This is a genomic window from Mesorhizobium sp. M0195, from assembly GCF_040322115.1.
Taxonomy (GTDB): Bacteria; Pseudomonadota; Alphaproteobacteria; order Rhizobiales; family Rhizobiaceae; genus Mesorhizobium.
In genome coordinates this window covers 33,846-49,285 of record NZ_JAMYSV010000021.1, presented here as the reverse complement: position 1 = coordinate 49,285, position 15,440 = coordinate 33,846, and the positions used below count along the sequence as shown (strand labels likewise).

Here is a 15,440-nt window from a genome sequence, read left to right as displayed (position 1 = left end):
CTGCGCAAGCCTGGTCGAATACGCATTGGCACTAGCCAAGATCGGAAGGGCTAGCGCAGCGCTCGGCGAGATCAAGCTTGAGGGGGCGTGTTAAAACGTTCGAAACGAGGTCGCGATAGCGGAATGCCCGAGAACACTCGTCCCTGATCACTGAGCAGTGCGTGCGCGGGCACCGGCAGCGCCAAGCCGGATCGAAGAAAGTTCGTCCTGACAGCGGACAGAGCGCGCCGTTGCGCTCACGTTATGGGGTCGGCAGCACTTGCACGGTTTTCGGGGTGAATTCCGCTTCAGCCGGTCGCTGGCGGTTTCGCTGAAGGCCGTGACCGACCGGCCGACGATCATCATGCTCGAAGGGGTTGACCGCTTTGTCCGATCTTCTCCGCCGTGCGCATCGTCATCGCGCCGTCCGTGGTTCCAGAATATGCAATCCGATGGCTGAACTCGTCGGGACTCGATAAATGTGAGCGCGGCATCATACTTTGCCTTCAGGACGACTGTTTCTCTGCAATGACCTCTGTCTACGCTCATCCAGTTCGGTCGGTGTCCATCTGCTCATTCAGACGTCGTTGATAGGCAAAGCCGACAGCCGCGGCGACTGCCAAACCCGCCGCCGCCAGAAGGAGTTTGTCCTCGGTATGCTCATTGCCCGATGCGTCTTGAACAGCTAACGAAGCTTCATCGAAGGGTGCGGATGCTTTTGCGACAGTCTCGCCCTGGTGCGGCCCAACGCCGCTATGGCGGATACCCGCAGCCAGACGTTCTGTCTTCTCTTTAACAGTTTCCTTGGCCACGCCGGTCAACTCGGCAGCTTCGCGTTTTATTTTGCCAGCCGTTTCAAGAGCGAAATCACTGACGCTTTCCGCCAAATCGCTAGATTGCTCCTTCAGGCGCTCCTTGGCGTACGATAGGTGATCAACCTGCTGCTCGCTGGGTGGCCGGGCTGAATTGGTCCGCAACAAGCTGATCAATCCCGCTCCGACGAGTGCAGTTGCGATCGGCGGATGGCGGAGGAAACGCCACCCCAAACCGGCCCCAATCGCCAAAGCAGCGCTCGGATTGGCAGCCGCCTTGGCCTTGAGATCGTCAATAATCGCCTGCGCCACCGATTGCATTGAGGCTCTTGCTTTCTCCACCAGCGCATCCTTTGCCTCAAGCGCTTCGTGTTTCAAATCATCGGTAAATTCGGAGAGCGTGTTTGGCGACCGAAGTGTCGACAAGTCCTCGGCGAGCTTAGCCCGGGCAGCCTCAACTTCGTATTCAAGATGCTCAAGTTGCGGATCGGCCATCATAAATCTCTCTTGCCACCGGGGCGGGCAGGTTTGCTCGACCGAGCGTTGCCCGACCGCTGCGATTTGGCCGTTATTCCTTCCGAAGGGGTGGCGCTGCCCGGTTGCAGCTTGGCGGCCGGAGTGGATGAACCGCTCGATCCACTTGGGCTTGGCGAAGGCGGCTGCACGGGTTCACTTGATTGCTCTTCTGACAAGGCGCTTCCAAAGGCGCCCGCAACGTCCCTTGCGACCTCCTTCAGGCCGTCCGAATTCAGCCCATGTTCCTCGGCGGCGCTTTTGAGCCGTTCGCCCGCCTTTGCTGTCGAGGACTTCAAGCGTTCCCCAGCTTTTTCAGCAGCATCCGTCAATCGCTCTCCTGCTGGGCCGAGCGTGCGCCTCTCGACATCGCTGGCCGGCAAAGCAGCAGCTATAGCGGCACCAGCTGCGAAGCCGGCCAGAACAAAAGCCAATGGCTGTTCTTCCACCATGCGGCCAATCGTGTCTTGCAACGTTGATTGGGCTTGCTGCACCACGCGCCCTGACTTCTCGGATACGGAGCGACCGGCCTGTTCTGCGTATGACGCGGCGGATGATGCGTACTGACTTGCGGTTTCACTCACCTTCTCCCCAATGCCGGCTAAATTGTCGCGCATGGCCTCTGCTGTCTCGCTAGCCTCTTCCTGCGCTTTGGACGCCCCGCCGCTGGCGGTGCGTACGTGCGGAGCATTTTGGCGCCCGTCGGTTGCACGGGATTGCTCGCGATGCCCGGCACTTGAACTGCGGCTGCGCATTAGCAGCGCGCACCCTGCTGCGACGAGCAGAAGGCCTTCGGGATTGTTCCTAGCGGAGCTGAGAAGCCATTCTTTCGTTCCAAAATCCTGGACCTGTGAATTGCGGCTCATGTTAATTGCTCCTTGGTTGTCGCAATATCCTGCTTTATTTGGCTTATGGAGTGTGTCGGCAGAAGTTCTTTTTGCGCATCAGCGCGGCCCCGATAGTAGGCGAAACCAGCGGCGAGGGCCGTTGCGGCCGCGACGATCAGACACGACCAGTGCAGGGCCATCCCTAAGCTGGCTATTCCAAGTACGAGGGCTTGCACTAGAAGCAGAGCGGCGACCACTCCCAGCCCGCCAGCAGCAGACATCCACACACCTGCTTGGAGCTTCGTTGAGACGTTGGCGGACAGCTCCGCATGCGCCAGGCGCAACTCTTTTTGAAAGAGGTCCGCGACGTCCGCCAACACTGCCGACAGCGCTTGAGGGAGAGGCGAATTCTTCAGTTGTTCCTGTGCCATCAGATCAGTTCGCTCCCTGCCGCCTTCCCTTGTTGGACTCTGGTGCGGGAGGCGCGCTCTTCAGTGTGCGGAACGTCAAAAAGCCCGCTACGGCGGCCAGCCCAAACACCAAACCCGGCTTGCGCCTCGCCAAATCGGACGCTGCAAGAACCAGCTGATCGACGGACCTGTCTCGCAGGTCGTCTGCGTATCCATCAAGCCTATTCGCGAAGGTGCGCACGACCCCAGCGACTATCGGTGCGTTTGCGTCGAGGTCCTCGGCCGCACGCTTGGTCGAACTCGCCAGTTGGCCCATCACCTCGGCGCCGCTGCCGACCTGACGGTCCAACATCTCCTTCACCTGATTGGTCACGGTGGACGCGCCACCAACGGCCGCCCGTTTGGCGGTTTCCGCTGCCCCTTGCGCTATGTCGGACGCTTTGGATAACGTGCCGCTTACGGTCGCTCCTATGTCTTCCGAGGTACCGTCACCAGCTCTTACCGCAGTCGGGGGACGCCGTTCAGAATTCCGGTTGTTCATGGTTTCCTCCATTCGAGGAGCAAACGGAGGTAAGGCACGTTGGTTCCCAATGAGTGACTATCTGGGGTGTCAAGTTGCGTTTGCGAACTCGTGGCGCGCATCGCGTGCTTTTGCATTGGGAATGATGGGTAGCTTGCGGGCGGGCGCAATGCGAATAGTCATCTTTCCTTTCCTGTCTGAAGGCGCGGGGGGATCATATCTGGCGACGGTGAGCGCGATGAGGAAAAGGATGGAGCGCGGACCTTTACGGCCGCCGCGCACCGGTCTTCGACCGCTGCGTCTGCCGCTGTCATTGGCGATCGGCGCCAAGCCCACGAGTTTGGCGATGGCCTTATTGGAAAGGTGTCAATCTCGGACAACTCGGCCATCAGGAGTACGCGGGGCCCTTGACCGAACCGAAGACCTGATCGAGACAGGCCCACAGCGGATCGTCGTCGAGTAGCGAGCGATCTCGCCCTTCAAGTCGGCGGCTCTGATGCTTGAGCAGAACAATGAACCTCGTCGAGGCTGGCGAGGTTTCGGCATCGGCGACGATGCTTTTGCGTTGCTTCTGGATGGTGAGATCGCCAGTCACCTGGGCAAGCCGGGCGACCAGCGCCTTGAGCCGTTGCTCACGCTCGGCTGCAGCCGCTTGACGATGGCGTGCAAATTGATCTGCGCGCTACGCGTTGCGCTCGTCCAAACGCGACTGCTGGTCGGCGGCATCGGCCGGTCCGCCCAGTGTGTCGGCGACCGTGGCACCTCGCGCACCCATCGGCTGCTGCGCACCTGTGGTGGTGTCCATCGCTGTCTGATGCTCCATCTCGGAATTCAGCTCCGCACCTACAACCAGGATAATCACAGAAATCCAAGTCCACATCATTAAGCCGATGACTGCCCCAAGAGCTCCATACGTGGCGTTGTAGTTGGCGAAGTTTTCAAGATAATAGGAGAAGCCTATCGAGACTGCGATCCAGACCACAGCGGCGAGGAAGGCGCCCCATGTCGCCCATTGCCACTTTGCCCTTTCCCGGCTGGGTCCGTAGCGGTAAATCAGCGTGATCCCGACGCCCACCATGATCAGCATCATCGGCCACCGAAAGATCCGCACAAGGGCTTCGGTCCAGCCGCCGAGGTTCAGCAGCACAAGCATGGCCGGCACAATCCCCACCGAGATGATAAAGCCGATACCAATGAGGATGGCGCCAAGTGTGAAGCCCAAGGCCAGGAGATTCAGGTGGATGAAGCCGCGCTTTTCACTCTCCTCGTAGGCGATGTTCATGGCTTCGAATAGCGTCTTTATGCCGTTACTGGCGCTCCACAGTGCGACGGCAAGGCCGAAGATGAAGCCGAAGCTGAGCGCGCCAGCCTTCTGAGCGGCCAAGGACGCAAGCTGAGATCTGATAATATCCAGACCTCCCGAAGGCAGTACGCCGCCAAGGAACGCAATGTGCTCAGCGATGGTCTGAGGATCGGCGACGAAACCGTAGATGGACACGAAGGCGGCAAGTGCTGGAAAGAGGGCAAGAAGCAGATAGAATGCGGCCCCGGCCGCGATAAGCATAACACGGTCCTCGGTGAGCTCAGCGAAGACCCGCCACAGCACGTCCTTCCAGCCGCGGCTGGGAATCTCTGACGGCCATTCGGCATTGCGTCCGCGGCTCTCCCGTTCGGCCCGCCGCTCAAGTTGCACTTGACCTTCGTAAGCGTCCTCGGTTGTTTTCTTCGACATGGCCGCCGGTCCGGAGCATCTTCTTCGCGGGGCAAACGTATAATAGCGCCAAAGGATGCAGGTGCAGACCTGCGCTTACAAATAAAGATCCGCCGCCTGTACCAACACCTGCGCCATCCCCACTTGGCCCTTCGGCTCCCATGCCCATCTGGCGGAGGATGCGACGGCTGAGCGTGCATGTTGTCGGGACGACGCAGCCTGATCTAAATCCTCATTGCGCTGGATCACTTTAACGACACCCACGTTGCCAGCCATGATCTCACTCGCGCCTGAACATCAGTTCGTCAACGCCGGAAGCATTCGGCTTCATGTCGTTCAGGCCGGGCCTGCCGAGGGTAAGCCGGTCATGCTCCTGCACGGGTTCCCGGACTTCTGGATCGGCTGGAGACGGCAGATCCGTACGCTCGCTTCCGCCGGATATCGGGTCATCGTTCCCGACCAGAGGGGCTACAACACCAGCGACAAGCCCGAGGGCATCCACGAGTACACGCTCCCCAAACTCCTCGGCGATGTCGTCGCCCTGGCCGACGCGCTCGGCATCGGAAGGTTTCACCTCGTCGGCCATGACTGGGGCGGCATCGTCGCTTGGGCCGCCGGGGCAAACTTGCCTCATCGCCTGGACAAGCTCGTCATCCTGAATGCGCCCCATCCCGAGGTGCTGTTTACCCATGCCCAGCGATCTCCGACGCAGTTTCTGCGGAGCAGCTACGCGGTTTTCTTCCAGATCCCCTTGCTGCCCGAAGCCGTTTTGGGTGCGCGCCGCTCGGCCTTGCTCGCACGAGCACTCAGGACATCCAGCCGGGCAGGCGCCTTCGAAGAAAAGGAGATTGCAGAATATCGGCAGGCCTGGGAGCGGCCGGGGGGCGCTGACCAACATGCTCAACTGGTATCGCGCCCTGCGCTTTCGCCCGAGCCTGAAGGAGCGGATCACGACGCCCACTCTTGTAATCTGGGGGATGCGGGACCAGGCTCTGGAATCCGGGCTGGCCAAGCGCAGTCTCGCCCTTTGCGACGATGGCCGCCTGCAGACTTTCGAGAAGGGGACGCATTGGGTTCAACGCGAAGAGAGCAACGAGGTGAATGCGGCGCTTCTGGCGTTCCTGGAGGGCTGAGGACTCAAAAATGGATAGAAACTGGGGGCAGCGTCAGATGGAGCCGGAGGAGGCCTGCAGGGCATTCCTGGCTGCTGCAAAAGAGGAGGGGACATTACAACTAGCTAAGTTGGATTGCGGTATAAGGTTCCCTTGTCTCCAACACCGCGCTTTGCGGAGCCCGCCGCCAGCAAGGCGACGGACCCCCGCCACAGCGGCTGCACATCCGAAGAACGACCGCTGCAACCTCTAAACCCGCGAGGGGCCTACATCGTTCCCCTATCCGCGCCTACAGCTGGGTTGGTCAACGGGCTCTTCCCGCCTAAGTTCCCCCTCATGGCACTTTACTGGTTATCCCCTCCGGTCTACGTCAGGGCCAACCGACCTGGGCTCACCTACGGGGTGAGCCACGTCAAGGGAGCCGCCGAGGAACATGAAGTGGCCGAAGAGGGGACCGAAGTGGAAGCTGGCGATCCAGTCCTGCGCCGACGCATTTTAGGGGCGGCTGACCCCGGTGGAGGTCCGTCAGGCCTTCGAGGCTGCTGCCAAAGAGGCCAAGACGTTCCTTCCTGCTGATTAGCCATCGAGAACGATGCAGAGTGCCCCTCTTTGCGAATGCCGACGCCGGCACAGTCCCGGTTATCTTCGGTTCTCGTGCCGACCTGGCTGAACCATCTGACGGCCACCACCAGATTAGTTGCCACCGCCGCGACTTGGGTCCTGGCTGTCCCGGACGAAGCCAGGGCCTTCTCACGTCCAGGCTAATAGCCCGTTTGAGGCGTTTCGGCTGCCGCGGGAGAAGGCAGTATTTCGGGCTTCAAGTGGGGCGGCTCTTCAGTGTTAGCGAGGCCGGCATGACCTCACATCAGATCTTCAACCATCCGCGCAATTTTCCCCAGACCTGCGGTGGTCCCTCTTGTTCTAAGGAGTCCCTGTTCAGCCGCCGCCGCCTTGAAGGCCTCGAGCGCAGCTTGCTGGCTGCAATGCCCGGCGAGGGACTCCTCGACCATTCGGATCGCGTTGAGCCGCCCCGGCTTTCCCATTCTAGGCCATGGTTGCTGAAGCACCTTCATTGCGTCGGCTATGGACGCGACCACCGTCAGGTTGCGATTGAGGCAGATTGTAATTGGACTGAAGGCCCGCATTCTTGTCGCTCCCCACGATTGAACGCAGCTAAACGCGAAGACAAGGGCAGTGGTTGCATGAATGTGGATTACCGCGAATTCAAAGAACCGCTGGCCGATTCGATTGAGGCTGAGCTGGCTCTCCTTGGGCCCGGCACTTTGCCTAGCCGGACCATCCTCTCGTCGTACAACAGGACCCGGCCGGCAAAAAGCATCTGTGCACCGTCCGACGCCGCGAACTATTTTTCGAGCTCGTCACGCCGCTTGCCCGACGGCTTCTCAAGCACACCGCGACGAATTCGACGGCTGTGAGGGAGGAGATGAAAAGATTATGGTCGTTTCGTTGGGCCGTCCTTTAGAGCAGGGGCTCCGAGGCGGTTTGTATCGAGCAGATGTCGCATCAGATCTTGACCTGGAGATCGGCTCCGGCAGCGGGATCGGCGCAGCGCGGCAAGGATGCCACGTTCCTTCGGCGGCTCACCGGCGATGGTCTGGCTGACGGCCCCGCGAAGGCGCGAAGCATCGAGGCCTTCTTCTGCCAGTCGGGCGAGCCAACTTTCTTTGGCTGGGAGGGCGGTGCAGTGCTTCGGCTCGGAACTGTTGACACATGCGCCAGACTGGCAGACCGGAAGCGGCGGCGTGCCCTGACCTCATGGAGACTAGCCTCGCTTCCGAAGCCGCAGATTGTGATCTCGTTGGCTATGCAGAGCATCCAGCCGTCGTTTTGATCCGTTTCCGTCATCCAGAGCCAGCGACCATCCATGATCCGTCTCAACCGCTTAAAAGCCGGTCTTGCCCCGCCGCGACTGTGTGGAAATCAGCCATGTTTCAAAGTCGGAATGCTGGACGAACTCGCCAAGGAACTGGAGCGACGCAAGCACTGCTTCGTTCGCTACGCCGACGACTGCCCTCTATGTTCGCAGCGAGCGTGCGGGCGCACGGGTGATGGCCAGCGTCGAACACTTCCTCGACAGGCGTCTGAAGCTGAGGGTCAAGATACGGAAGAGCGCGGGTCAGCTTAGGAGAGGAGCGTTTCATAGTCTGGTGGGGCCTAATTCGCCTCGTAGTCCTAGTGGTCACCTATAGGCGCTCACCGGTCCCCTGAAGCGCCGGATAAACGCTCCGCTCACTGACCCCCAGTTCCTTTGGCTATCGCTGTTCTGGTCATGCCCTCGGCATCCAACTTCACGATCTTGTCGCGCTTCCCCATCGCTGCTGGCTTCCGTCCTGGGTACTTGGTCTTGTCGCCTTTGACGGCATCGATCCCGATCCGTTGGCGCTCCAGCATGACGCTACGCTAAAAGGCCATCCGCCAGTATCTGGCGCCCTTCTACAAGTGGCGGCAGGCCGAGATCGTGGCGACGGCCGAGCCGCTGATGCCTGGCCCCCAGGCCTTTATGCGCATCATCAGCCGGCGCGATCAGGCCAGACCTTTGATACGCCTGTTCGTGGCCTCCACGCTCATATCGGCGCAGCGGGCGCTCGACATCACTAGAGCTCATTGGCAAGCAGCCCGCCGATATACACTGGCCGTGTCCAGGCGTGGGCGTGGCCTTTCCGCTTGGGTATTAGGGTGCGGCCTGCCCGGTCGGCCGTCCCTCGATCGACCCTGAGTTGCTGATCCGCATGCGGATCGTCGGCAGCTCGTCCTCGACTCGATGCGCGAAGTCGTCGACGCCGTGCGCACCGGGAAGACAAGCCTGGAGCTGTAGCGGCCCCGCCTGTCCCGCCCCGGTGTCGTCGCTTCGCTGGCGCTAACGGTGAGACCGCATAGATCTGGTCCAGTATTTTCAGCATCAGAACGTTGAGCTGGCGGGAACTTGCTCGCCAGCCGAGTTGAGTTCAGGCGGTGGTCGGGGGAGATCAGCCAGCCACACGCTGGTGATTCCCAACCCGAGCCGATGTGCCAATCAGCAACCTTCGTCGGTCTTTTTCACCTGGCCCGGCGCGGCGGTCTTGGCTGTCGTGTCCTGCTGACCTGGCGCCGCCTGCTGAGCGCTGCCAGTCTGCTGGCCGGGCGCGCAGTCTCTGGCCGAGTTCGGATTTGTGGTGCCGCTGGTGGTGGTCGTGTCGGTGCCCTGATCGCCGGACATGTTGGTCCCGCTGCTCGTCGTGCCGGTGCCCTGATCCGTCGTGCTGGGCATGGTTGTGTTGGTCGAGGTTCCGCTCGAAGTTCCGCTCGTCGTCTGGGCAAAGGAAAGCCCGGCCGACACCGCCAGCACGGCCGAAGCCAAAAGGATGCGTTTCATCTTCTTTCTCCTGTCTGAATGCGCGGGATGCGCCTGGCAAATTGAACAGGCAGACAGAAGGAGTGTTCCCCGGTGAAGTTCAACTTTTGTAACTCTGGTCGTAGGTCAGCCTTAGGATGGCCGGCGTATATTAGAGGCCTCTTGAAGAAGACACTGCCCGCACCAGAATCCATGGCATGGCTCGGAGAATAGGCATTGGTGACCAGGTGGCGATTACGGCCAGGGTTCTGACGCGGGTAACAGAGGACCGCGTAAGGGTCTCGATCCCAGGTTACGACTTCCCACATTCCATCATCGACCACACCAAGGTGAACCGAGGCCAGCAAATCGACCTGAAAGGCGAGGTCACGCGCATCGACGAGGACACCGTGACTATCGACCTCGGGCCGCTGGTCACGGTCGACCGTGACAAGGTCCGGCTAATGGAGAAATATCGGCCGCCAAAACGACGAAAGGCACTGTCGTTGCCCCGGATTAGAACCGACAACATCGCGACAGGCTATGAGGGCAGGCCGCATGACGGGCCGGTAGAGGACGAGTCGAAGCACTTGGTCTACTGCCCAGTCTGCGGCCAAACGTTCGACGCGCGCGATCTTGGACAGGTCTTCCACCACGCTGAGCCGCAGCACGAGCCGCTTCCGGTCGAGCAATAGTCCAGCTAGTTGAGTTCCGGCGGCAGACCGTCATTGAGACCCTTCAGCGCGCCAGCGACGTACGTTGGATGAGAAAAGGGTGCTGCGTGCACCGCGCCTTCCCCGCGCGCCGATGCTCCACCTGGACCGCAAAAAAGTCCCGCCGCACTGCCAGAACGGCGGGACCGATCAAACGCTTTGCACCAGGCGGGGGGATGCGGGGTGGGCTTGCCAAGTGAGCGCGGACCGTAACCAACCCTAAGCGCAACGGCGGCAACGCGTCCACAACCGCCGGTTGGAGCGACAGGACGATTGAGCCGCCGGCAGGTCAGGTCATCCCGGGTCGCTATCGCTCGCAACCAGACGGTAGCGGAAATTGTTGCGGATGTGGTCGTTGAAATAGCGGCCCTTGGCGAACGCGGCCCGGAACGCGGCAAAGGTTTCCGGCTCGTACCGCTTGCCGCTGGCGACGAACCACACCGAGAGGGTCCTTCTATCCAGATCATATTCCATCTTGCGGATCGAAGTAGATGGCATGAGCACCACAGGCCGAGGCCCGCGCCCTTGCGGGGGAGCGCGGGCCGATCGGGATACCGATCTGCAGCAATACCTGGAGGGGAGGAATGGCTGCGTGCACCGAACTTGCGCGGCGGTCCCGTGTTCCAACCAGGATACACAAAAAGCTAGCCGCACCTTTCGGCATCATGCGGACGTTGGATTTCTGAGAAAGCGGGAGCGTCAATACCAACTTCTGGCGATGGAATTTTCCCGTGAGATAGGCACGCTCCACGGCGAAAGGAGTGCCCCGCCATGGCCGTCCTCGCCTATAACCTTGCCAATGACATCAAAGGATCGTGGAGGGTCGTCTTCGTGCCGGACGAACTGCATCTGTATGTGGAATTCAGCCAGCCAGACGCCGACACAAACCCGGCTGATTGGATGAGCGTTGATGATTTCCTTGCATGGCGGCCGAAAGGCGCACTCCACGAGCGAGCGCGCGACAGCTTGGTTTCGCTCATTTGCAAGGCGCTGACAGGGCGATGAGACACGGCAAACCCGCACCGAGATCGAGTGCGAGCGCCGCGAGTGGGCCTAGGGCCCCACAAGCCAGTGCCACCCCGCCGCCGGCAAACCGCGGCGGGCGAGTGCCTCGGGGACACGATGGTAGATTGCTAATGCGTCCGCGTGTGGCCTTAAGTCGCAAACTATTGGCTTCAGAAGCAGGGCGTAGGGCTTCATTGATGGTGCTACCAACACCATATGGTGACCCATAGCCCTCCAAAACGAGAGAAGCTCGTCCCGACGGGTCGCACTGCGGCCGTCAGCTGGTAATTGCTACGAACTAGGAAACCATCATGCCTGAAAATATCAGACTAACTTCGAGAGACGTCCCCCTCATTCAGCTAGGCCTCTATCAGTGCCGCTTCCCGGTGAGCGAAGACCCATCAGTACCCGGCGGTTATCGTTTTTGTGCTGGGCCAACTTCGCCGGATCGCGCCTACTGCGATCACCACCACAACATTGTGACCGCCGTGGACCCTCGTCGAGCCCGTTCGGGTCTCCACCTCGCTCAACGACGCGCCGCGTAAGCCTGACTGGCGGCGGCCTCCCGGCCAGGCGCTATGCGCTCCAAGGCCTTGGCTACGACCTTGCCGTCGGCTCGGTCTGGCCCATCCTGCCTTATGCCGTCTTCGCCGATGTATCCCCGTCGCCCGATTGAGAACGACGACTTCTCGCCGAGCCCTTCAGCTCGCTAATCGCACAAACGCGTCGGCTCCAAAGGTTTGTCTGTCAGCACATCTTCAATGTGCCCGCGCCTGAAGCCCCAACATCTTCTGCGACCAAACCGCGTACCTGGCACCGCCGATCGGTTGCTGCGGCGGATTTTTGCTGTTCGCAGCTGAACAATGCCTATCAACCTTGTCATCGCACCTAGTCGCACGTAGCGGCCGTTCGAATTCTCATCGCTCGGCGCGATGTTTGGTCCGTCTGCCCAGAAGAGCGGAGCAAGCCATTGACACCCACGAAGTTGCTGATTGGGCAGATCGCTGTCGTATTCGCAATTGTCATTCTTGGCGTGTGGACTGCAACCCAATGGTGCGCCCACATGCTCTCCTATCAGCCGCCACTCGGCGCGCCCTGGTTTGTGACAGTCGGCTGGCCGATCTACCAGCCGTGGAAACTGTTCGAATGGTGGTTCCAATTTGACGCCTATGCGCCTGAAGTCTTCGACAAGGCTGGCATACTTGCCGGAGCCAGCGGGTTCCTGGGCTGTGCCGCCGCGATAGCTGGGTCCCTCTGGCGCGCACGGCAGCGGGGGTTGGTCACCACCTATGGGTCCTCACGATGGGCCATGAAGCTGGAGATCGAGAAGGCGGGGCTGTTTCAGCCGGCCGGCGTTTTCCTTGGCGGACTGAATTATCGCTATCTGCGCCATGACGGACCGGAACACGTCATGGCCTTTGCGCCGACACGGTCGGGCAAGGGCGTCGGACTCGTTGTTCCAACCCTTCTTTCCTGGACCGGCTCGGCCGTCATTCACGACATCAAAGGCGAGAACTGGCAGCTGACCTCTGGCTGGAGGTCGAAGTTCTCGCACTGTCTCTTGTTCAATCCGACCGATCCGAGATCGGCGCGGTACAACCCGCTGCTGGAAGTGCGCAAAGGTCCAGATGAGGTCCGCGACGTTCAGAACATCGCCGACATTCTCGTCGATCCGGAAGGCGCGCTGGAGCGGCGGAACCATTGGGAGAAGACCAGTCATTCACTTCTAGTTGGCGCCATCTTGCACGTGCTCTACGCCGAAGAGGAAAAGACACTCGCCCGTGTCGCCACCTTCCTGTCGGACCCGCAACGCTCATTCGCTGCGACACTGCAGCGGATGATGACCACCAACCACCTCGGCACGGTGGACAAGCCCCAGGTCCATCCGGTCGTGGCCTCGGCGGCTCGTGAGGTGCTGAACAAGTCAGAGAACGAGCGCTCAGGCGTTCTCTCGACCGCCATGTCGTTTCTCGGGCTCTATCGTGATCCAACGGTGGCCGCGGCAACATCGGCCTGCGACTGGCGCATTGCCGACCTTGTGGATGCCGAGCGACCGATGTCGCTGTATCTGGTCGTGCCGCCGTCGGATATCTCGCGCACTAAGCCCCTGGTGCGATTGGTGCTCAATCAAATCGGCCGGCGGCTGACCGAGCGCCTGGAGGGCGATCCAAAGAAGAGCCGCAAGCATCAGCTCCTGATGATGCTGGATGAATTTCCGGCGCTCGGTCGGCTCGACTTCTTCGAGACTGCGCTCGCCTTCATGGCAGGCTACGGCATCCGCGCTTATCTGATAGCGCAATCGTTGAACCAAATCTCCAAGGCCTATGGCGAGAACAACGCCATTCTCGACAATTGCCATGTGCGGATTGCCTTTTCCTCAAATGACGAGCGCACGGCCAAACGCATCTCGGACGCGCTCGGTACCGCGACGGAACTCAGATCGATGCGTAACTATGCCGGCCATCGGTTGGCGCCCTGGTTGTCCCACGTCATGGTAAGCCGCCAAGAGACCGCTCGCCCCCTGCTGACGCCGGGTGAGGTGATGCAGTTGCCGCAGGCTGACGAACTAATCCTGGTTTCGGGATTGCCGCCGATTCGCGCCAAGAAGTTGCGTTATTACCAGGATCCGAATTTCACGGAGCGAGTGCTGCCTTCGCCGGTGCTGCGCGACGGTGCCTACGCGGATCGGCCCACGTCGCGCCCGGACGATTGGAGCGGACAGGTGCGCGGCGTGGATCGGCGTCTTGCTGGCGACGACGACAGTGCCGGCGCGGCAATCGAAGACGGAGGTGTCCAGCAGCAGCGCCATCCGGGCCTGCCCGAAGAACGGACCCTCGTCGCCCAGGAGCCTGATCATGGCGATCTGTTCACGCCCGCAGACGATGACTGCGAGACGCTCGCCGACAAGCGCGTCATGGATCGGATTTCCACCGCAGCACGTGCGTACGGCCTCAATGAGGGAATGGGCGACGACAAGGACATCGTGCCCGGCTTCTGAACGGCGCGCCATACGCGGGCGCATCTCAGCGTAGATAACGGCCGTAAGCGATTTCGAGGATCTCGACGATGCTCGTTCCCGTCGCCGGTGCATCAGCGCCGGTCAGAGGGAACAAGCAGCATGAAGCCCCACCGCATTCGTCACCAGTTTTTGCTTGGACCCGAGTTGAGCGAGAAGCTGGAGAACCTCAGCCGCAATCCATCGACCACCAAATCGGCCATTGTGGCGCACGCGGTCGAGGCCTTTATCGAGCGGCGTGGGGAGAATGAACTCGACCACCGCTACGGCAAGAGGCTCGACCGTCTTTCCCGTGACCTCGGACATGTCAGGCGCGATGTCGAGATGATCCTGGAGAGCCTGGCGCTCTTCATCCGCTTTTCGATCACGCTTCATGCTCACACGCCGGTGCCGGACAAGGCGACGCAAGCGATTGCCCAGGAGCGCTTCGAGAAGTTCGTCGAACAAGTCGGCCGCCAAATCGCTTCCGGGAAACGGTCACTTGGCACCGACGATCGCAGGGGAGGGGAAGGATGAGTTCTCATCCGGAAGCCGACCATCGCCGCCGCGCCATGCTGCGCACCGCCATGGGTCCGGCGATCACCGAAGCCCTTGCCGATCCGACCGTCATTGAGGTGATGGTCAATCCCGACGGTGCGCTGCGGCTCGACCGGTTGGGTGAAGGCCGGGTCGACACCGGCGTGCACATGCATCCTTCTGAGGCCGAACGCATCATCCGCCTGGTCGCCTCCCACGTGCGCGCCGAGGCGCATGCGGACAATCCGATTGTCAGCGCCGAATTGCCATCGGGCGAGCGCTTCGAGGGTCTGCTGCCGCCTGTCGTGCTGGGGCCATGCTTCGCCATCCGAAAGCCTGCGGCGAAACTCTACACGTTGGCCGACTATGTCGCCGACCGGGTCATGCTGCCGCTGCAGGCCGATGCGCTGAAGAAGGCGGTCCGCGAGCGGCGCAACATCCTGGTCGCCGGCGGCACGTCGTCGGGCAAGACAACACTTGCCAATGCGCTGCTGGCACAAGCCGCCGATTGCGACGAGCGGGTGATCCTGATCGAGGACACGCGCGAACTGCAATGCGCGGCGAAGGATTGCGTTGCCTTGAGGACGAGGCGGGGGTCGGTCACGCTCGCCGATCTCGTGCGCTCGACCCTGCGGCTCAGACCCGACCGCATCATCGTGGGCGAAGTCAGGGGCGCGGAAGCCCTGGACATGCTGAAGGCATGGAACACCGGGCATCCCGGCGGCATCGCGACGGTTCACGCCAATTCGGCGCGCTCCGCTCTCTACCGTATCGAGCAGCTCGCCCAGGAAGCCGTCGTTACCGTTCCCCGCCGCCTCATCGCTGATGCGGTAGATCTGATCGTCTTCATCGCTGGGCGCGGATCCTCGCGCCGCATTGACGCGATCGCTGAGGTCACCGGTCTCGACAGCACCGGTGATTACGCCGTCACCCCGCTCACGCTTCCGCAACTCCAGCAGTTTTGAAAGGTCACCT

General features: G+C 61.1%; 16 protein-coding genes and 3 pseudogenes. 8 read left to right on the top strand and 11 right to left on the bottom strand.

Features of this window, described 5'->3' with window-relative positions:
• Positions 1-524 precede the first annotated feature (524 nt).
• From NKJ12_RS27025 to NKJ12_RS26995, 6 genes and pseudogenes are all read right to left on the bottom strand, one after another.
• The gene (locus tag NKJ12_RS27025; RefSeq protein WP_352706226.1) at positions 525-1,289 is read right to left on the bottom strand and encodes a hypothetical protein; all 765 of its coding nucleotides are present in this window, start codon (positions 1,287-1,289) and stop codon (positions 525-527) included.
• Entirely contained in the window at positions 1,286-2,170 is an 885-nt protein-coding gene (locus tag NKJ12_RS27020; RefSeq protein ID WP_352706224.1) for a hypothetical protein, read from the bottom strand. The genes NKJ12_RS27025 and NKJ12_RS27020 overlap by 4 nt, the downstream gene beginning before the upstream one ends.
• On the bottom strand, positions 2,167-2,562 hold the full coding sequence (locus tag NKJ12_RS27015; RefSeq protein ID WP_352706221.1) for a phage holin family protein: 396 nt from the start codon (positions 2,560-2,562) through the stop codon (positions 2,167-2,169). Before NKJ12_RS27015 ends, NKJ12_RS27020 begins: the two co-directional genes overlap by 4 nt.
• A gap of 4 nt (positions 2,563-2,566) precedes the next feature.
• Entirely contained in the window at positions 2,567-2,914 is a 348-nt protein-coding gene (locus NKJ12_RS27010) for a hypothetical protein (RefSeq protein ID WP_352457932.1), read from the bottom strand.
• Positions 2,915-3,151: 237 nt separating this feature from the next.
• Positions 3,152-3,695, bottom strand: a pseudogene (locus tag NKJ12_RS32325) (transposase); the annotation flags it as partial.
• Between the two features lie 48 nt (positions 3,696-3,743).
• The gene (locus NKJ12_RS26995; RefSeq protein WP_352706213.1) at positions 3,744-4,793 is read right to left on the bottom strand and encodes a YihY/virulence factor BrkB family protein; all 1,050 of its coding nucleotides are present in this window, start codon (positions 4,791-4,793) and stop codon (positions 3,744-3,746) included.
• 253 nt (positions 4,794-5,046) lie between these two features.
• Here NKJ12_RS26995 and NKJ12_RS26990 point away from each other — a divergent pair.
• Both NKJ12_RS26990 and NKJ12_RS26985 read left to right on the top strand, forming a co-directional pair.
• Positions 5,047-5,595 (top strand): annotated as a pseudogene (locus NKJ12_RS26990) (alpha/beta fold hydrolase); the annotation flags it as partial.
• Between the two features lie 25 nt (positions 5,596-5,620).
• Positions 5,621-5,905: an alpha/beta fold hydrolase gene (locus tag NKJ12_RS26985; RefSeq protein WP_352706269.1), complete on the top strand. Its 285-nt coding sequence runs from the start codon at positions 5,621-5,623 to the stop codon at positions 5,903-5,905.
• Positions 5,906-6,744: 839 nt separating this feature from the next.
• On the opposite strand, the gene NKJ12_RS26980 is transcribed toward NKJ12_RS26985, so the two are convergent.
• From NKJ12_RS26980 to NKJ12_RS26970, 4 genes and pseudogenes are all read right to left on the bottom strand, one after another.
• Positions 6,745-7,029, bottom strand: coding sequence for a DUF982 domain-containing protein (locus NKJ12_RS26980; protein ID WP_023680323.1), 285 nt, complete (start codon positions 7,027-7,029; stop codon positions 6,745-6,747).
• Between the two features lie 308 nt (positions 7,030-7,337).
• Positions 7,338-7,550, bottom strand: coding sequence for a hypothetical protein (locus NKJ12_RS32320; protein ID WP_502895030.1), 213 nt, complete (start codon positions 7,548-7,550; stop codon positions 7,338-7,340).
• A 143-nt stretch (positions 7,551-7,693) separates the two neighbouring features.
• Positions 7,694-7,847 (bottom strand): annotated as a pseudogene (locus NKJ12_RS26975) (diguanylate cyclase); the annotation flags it as partial.
• A gap of 1,071 nt (positions 7,848-8,918) precedes the next feature.
• The gene (locus tag NKJ12_RS26970) at positions 8,919-9,257 is read right to left on the bottom strand and encodes a hypothetical protein (protein ID WP_352706211.1); all 339 of its coding nucleotides are present in this window, start codon (positions 9,255-9,257) and stop codon (positions 8,919-8,921) included.
• Between the two features lie 176 nt (positions 9,258-9,433).
• On the opposite strand from NKJ12_RS26970, the gene NKJ12_RS26965 reads away from it, so the two are divergent.
• A complete protein-coding gene (locus NKJ12_RS26965; RefSeq protein WP_352706209.1) occupies positions 9,434-9,910 on the top strand; it encodes a hypothetical protein in 477 nt (158 codons plus the stop codon).
• Between the two features lie 312 nt (positions 9,911-10,222).
• Here the strand turns inward: NKJ12_RS26965 and NKJ12_RS26960 are convergent, their stop codons facing one another.
• Complete coding sequence (locus NKJ12_RS26960) at positions 10,223-10,426, bottom strand: KTSC domain-containing protein (protein ID WP_352706207.1); 204 nt, start codon at positions 10,424-10,426, stop codon at positions 10,223-10,225.
• A 273-nt stretch (positions 10,427-10,699) separates the two neighbouring features.
• Here NKJ12_RS26960 and NKJ12_RS26955 point away from each other — a divergent pair, with 273 nt between their 5' ends.
• The 5 genes from NKJ12_RS26955 to trbB all read left to right on the top strand — a co-directional run bounded on the left by NKJ12_RS26955 (position 10,700) and on the right by trbB (position 15,430).
• Positions 10,700-10,933 carry a hypothetical protein gene (locus tag NKJ12_RS26955; protein ID WP_352457940.1) on the top strand — a complete coding sequence of 78 codons (234 nt, stop codon included), beginning with the start codon at positions 10,700-10,702 and terminating at the stop codon, positions 10,931-10,933.
• 311 nt (positions 10,934-11,244) lie between these two features.
• Positions 11,245-11,478 carry a GcrA family cell cycle regulator gene (locus NKJ12_RS26950; RefSeq protein ID WP_352530957.1) on the top strand — a complete coding sequence of 78 codons (234 nt, stop codon included), beginning with the start codon at positions 11,245-11,247 and terminating at the stop codon, positions 11,476-11,478.
• A 425-nt stretch (positions 11,479-11,903) separates the two neighbouring features.
• The gene (locus NKJ12_RS26945; protein ID WP_352706203.1) at positions 11,904-13,931 is read left to right on the top strand and encodes a conjugal transfer protein TraG; all 2,028 of its coding nucleotides are present in this window, start codon (positions 11,904-11,906) and stop codon (positions 13,929-13,931) included.
• Between the two features lie 120 nt (positions 13,932-14,051).
• Entirely contained in the window at positions 14,052-14,465 is a 414-nt protein-coding gene (locus tag NKJ12_RS26940) for a CopG family transcriptional regulator (RefSeq protein WP_352458763.1), read from the top strand.
• A complete protein-coding gene (trbB, locus tag NKJ12_RS26935) occupies positions 14,462-15,430 on the top strand; it encodes a P-type conjugative transfer ATPase TrbB (RefSeq protein ID WP_352706201.1) in 969 nt (322 codons plus the stop codon). Before NKJ12_RS26940 ends, trbB begins: the two co-directional genes overlap by 4 nt.
• Positions 15,431-15,440 lie beyond the last annotated feature (10 nt).